2 protein-coding genes are annotated in these 3,562 nt (G+C 71.2%); both read left to right on the top strand.

The genetic code is table 11. The features are described from left to right. Positions 1-168 precede the first annotated feature (168 nt). The gene (locus AOK17_RS34550) at positions 169-2,622 is read left to right on the top strand and encodes an ATP-binding SpoIIE family protein phosphatase (RefSeq protein ID WP_055616536.1); all 2,454 of its coding nucleotides are present in this window, start codon (positions 169-171) and stop codon (positions 2,620-2,622) included. Positions 2,623-2,809: 187 nt separating this feature from the next. After that, entirely contained in the window at positions 2,810-3,532 is a 723-nt protein-coding gene (locus AOK17_RS34545; protein ID WP_055616535.1) for a class I SAM-dependent methyltransferase, read from the top strand. Positions 3,533-3,562 lie beyond the last annotated feature (30 nt).

The following is a 3,562-nucleotide window of genomic DNA, read 5'->3' as shown; positions in this document are numbered from 1 at the left end:
AGTGGGGGCTGGGCGCGCAGTTCCCCGCGCCCCTGAAGGGCGCCCCTGAAGGGGCTCGGTGTGCGCCGGAGTTATTTAGCTCAATGCCACACATGGCAACCAGGCGCGGACGTACCGTGGTTGTGACGGTACAGATCTTGCGGACCGTGGGGAGAGAGGGCCTGGGCCATGGACCGTGGCACCGAGAGGGGCACAGCTCACGGCCGTGCGGGCGGGAACGGGGTCGCGGCGGGCCGGATTCCGCTGGCCGTGGTGGTCGTCGACCGCGAAGGTCTGGTCTCGCACTGGAGCCGGGGCGCCCGGCGGCTGTTCGGCGCCGCCAAGGACGAGGCGGTCGGACGGCCCGCCGTCGATCTGCTGCCCGTGTCCGGTGCCCTGCCCGATGACGACGAGGTCGCTCCCTACGGGGCGTATTCACCGTACGACGGCCTCGGGCCCGACCTGGAGTCGTCCCTCGACGGACGGCTGTCCTATCCGGCGGCCGGGCGCGCGCGGTTGTCGGCGTCCGACGGTGATCGCGACCGGATCGATGTGCTGTGGTGGGCGTATCCGCTGGTCGGGCCGGGCCCGGAGCGGCTGCTGGTGCTAGCCGCCGACGCGGCCGGACTGCGCCACGAGGACACCGGCGCGGGGCTGACCATGGAGCGCATCGCACCCGGGTTCGCGCTGCACACCGACTTCCAGGGCGCCGAGGAACTGGCCCGCAGGCTGCCCGAGATCCTCCCCAGCATGAGCGTCGGAGAGAGCGCCCGCATCGTCGCCCAGGTCCTCGAACTGGGTTATCCCGTCCTGGAGTTCAGCCAGAACGACCGCGTGCCCGTCACTCCCGACTGGGGCGTGCCCCGGCGCGCCGAGCGCAAGGCACGCCAGGAGCGGGCCGCCGCGGCCGTCGCATCCGGCGCTCCCCTGCCGCAGGGTGTGGAGGACGAGGGCGAGGACCTCGAATACGCCGCCGTCCGTGAGCGCCTGGAATTCCTGAACGAGGTCAGCGGACGGATCGGCACCTCGCTCGACCTGTCCCGCACCATCGTCGAGGTCAGCCGGGCCGTCGTCCCGCGCTTCACCGACGTGGCCGGCACCTATCTCCGCGAACAGGTCGTCGCAGGTGAGGGCTTCCCCGAGGGCGTGCCCGACACGACCACCATGTGGCACCGGGTCGCCCTGGAGCACACGGACGAACCGGGCCGCTGGGACGACGTCGTGCCGGTCGGCGAGGCCATGCCGTTCCCGGCCCACACCCCGTTCTTCCAGTGCATGACCACCGGCGACCCCGTCCTCGTGCCCCGCATCAGCGAGCAGATGGGGCACATGATCGCCGCGCAGTTCGAGAAGCGCGACATCCGGCCCCTGATCACGGGCCGTTCCATGCTGGTCGTGCCCCTCAAGGCCCGCAACGTGGTCCTCGGCTTCATGATCCTGCTGCGGCACCCGGAGCGCGTCGAGTTCAACGACATGGACCGCGTCACCGGCGCCGAACTCGCCGCCCGCGCCGGGCTCGTACTCGACAACGCCCGGATGTACACGTACCAGGAGAGCGTCGCCGAGACCCTCCAGGACAGCATGCTGCCGCACATCGCGCCGCGCATGGCGGGCTGCGACATCGCGACCCGCTATCTGCCGGGCACGTTGCTGGGGCGGGTCGGCGGCGACTGGTTCGACTCGGTCAAGCTGCCCGGGTCACGGACCGCGCTCGTCGTCGGTGACGTCATGGGGCACGGGCTCAACTCGGCCGCGATGATGGGCCAGTTGCGCACCGCCGTGCAGACCATGGCCGCCCTCGACCTGCCGCCCGCCCAACTCCTGCGCAACCTCGACGACTTGGCGCAGCGCCTCGGCGAGCACTATCTCGCCACCTGCCTGTACGCGGTGTACGACCCCATCAAGAGCGAGTTGCAGATAGCCAACGCGGGTCATATCCCACCGGTGCTGGTCCGAGCCGAGGACGGCCACAGCGATCTGCTCGACCTGCCCACGGGCGCGCCCATCGGCGTCGGCGGAGTGCCCTTCGAGTCCGTAGGGGTCCGGGTGGCACCCGGCGACCGGCTCGTGATGTGCACCGACGGCCTGGTCGAGGTCCGCGGCGAGGACATCGGTGTCGGACTCGCCACGCTCTGCGAGTCCGCCGCGCACCCGGCCGCCTCCATGGACGACGCCTGCGACACCATCATCCGCGCCCTCAACACGCGCGGCGGGCGCAAGGACGACGTGGCGCTCCTGATGGCCCGGCTCAACGGCATCGAACCCGAGGACGTCGCCCGGTGGCGGATCGGCCACGACCGGAAGGAAGTCGGCAGGGCGCGAGCCGTGATCCGCGAACAGCTTCACGTGTGGGGGCTCAACTCCCTTGTCGACTCGGCAGAGTTGATGGTCAGTGAGCTCGTCACCAACGCCGTACGGCACTCGCACAGCCGGCCGATCGAGCTGCGGCTCGTCCGGGGCGAGACGCTGCTGTGCGAGGTGGACGACGACGACCACACCCTGCCGACGCTGCTCAGCGCGCGCCCGCTCGACGAGTTCGGGCGCGGGATGCGTGTCGTCAGCACGCTGGCGCGGGAGTGGGGGACGAGCCGGACGAGCTCCGGCAAGACCGTGTGGTTCGAGTTGACCTTGCCGCGTCGCTAGTCTCTGTCGGCCGTGCCGCGCCGCCCGTTTCCTGGGGAGCGAGGGGCACGAGGGGCGCACATCGGCGTGCGGCTGTCGAATGAGCGGTGAAGGTGTGCGCCGCCTGCTTGTCGCTTCGCGCCGGGCGCGATAAACCGGACTGCCCGTCACTTTTCGGCGGTCCGCCGTCGCGTCCTGGGGAGCTGGCATGAGTGTGACGACTCGGTACAGAGAGGCCTGGGAGGGCTTCTGGAGTGAGGCCCCCGGCGAGCAGGGGGCCGTCTTCTGGGACGCCGAGCCCGCGGTCACGGCCGGGGTCCACCTCGCGCTGTTCGAACCGCACCTGGCGGCTCCCGGCCTGCCTCTCGTGGACCTCGGGTGCGGCAACGGGACCCAGACCCGGTTCCTCGCCGACCGGTATCCGCGGGTCATCGGTGCCGACCTCTCGGCTGCCGCCCTCGACCACGCCCGGCTCGCGGACCCGGCGGGGCAGGCCTCCTACCGGCTGTTCGACGCGGCCGAGAAGGTCGAGGCGGAGACGCTGCACGCGGAGCTCGGTGACGCGAACGTGTATATGCGGGGTGTTCTGCATCAGTGCGAGCGGGACGACCGGCAGGCGCTGGTGGATGGGCTTGCCACGCTTGTGGGTGACCGGGGGCGTGCCTTTCTCGTCGAGCTCGCGGAGGCGGCGGGGGTGATCCTGCGGGGTCTTGCCCAGGGCCCGGGCGGGCCTCCGGCCAAGCTTGCGCCCGTGTTCCGGCATGGGATCGCGCCGGGGGAGGTGGCTGATGCCGCTGTGCCCGAGTATCTGCGGGCCGCGGGGCTCGCCGTGCTGGCCAGTGGGGAGTTGCCGCTCGTGACTACGGAGTACTCGGCGGACGGTACGCGGATCGAGTTGCCGTCGAAGTGGGTTGTGGTGGGGCGGGGCTGACTGTCGGGGGTTGTGTGTCGGGTGCGGGTG

Source organism: Streptomyces phaeochromogenes (assembly GCF_001418655.1).
GTDB classification, from domain to species: domain Bacteria; phylum Actinomycetota; class Actinomycetes; order Streptomycetales; family Streptomycetaceae; genus Streptomyces; species Streptomyces phaeochromogenes.
The sequence above is the reverse complement of the archived record's forward strand: the minus strand, read 5'-3'. Positions and strand labels throughout refer to the sequence as shown.

Excerpts from the sequence above, each read along its gene's own strand:
- AOK17_RS34550 (WP_055616536.1), top strand. The coding sequence starts at position 169 with ATGGACCGTGGCACCGAGAGGGGCACAGCTCACGGCCGTGCGGGCGGG.
- AOK17_RS34545 (WP_055616535.1), top strand. The coding sequence starts at position 2,810 with ATGAGTGTGACGACTCGGTACAGAGAGGCCTGGGAGGGCTTCTGGAGT.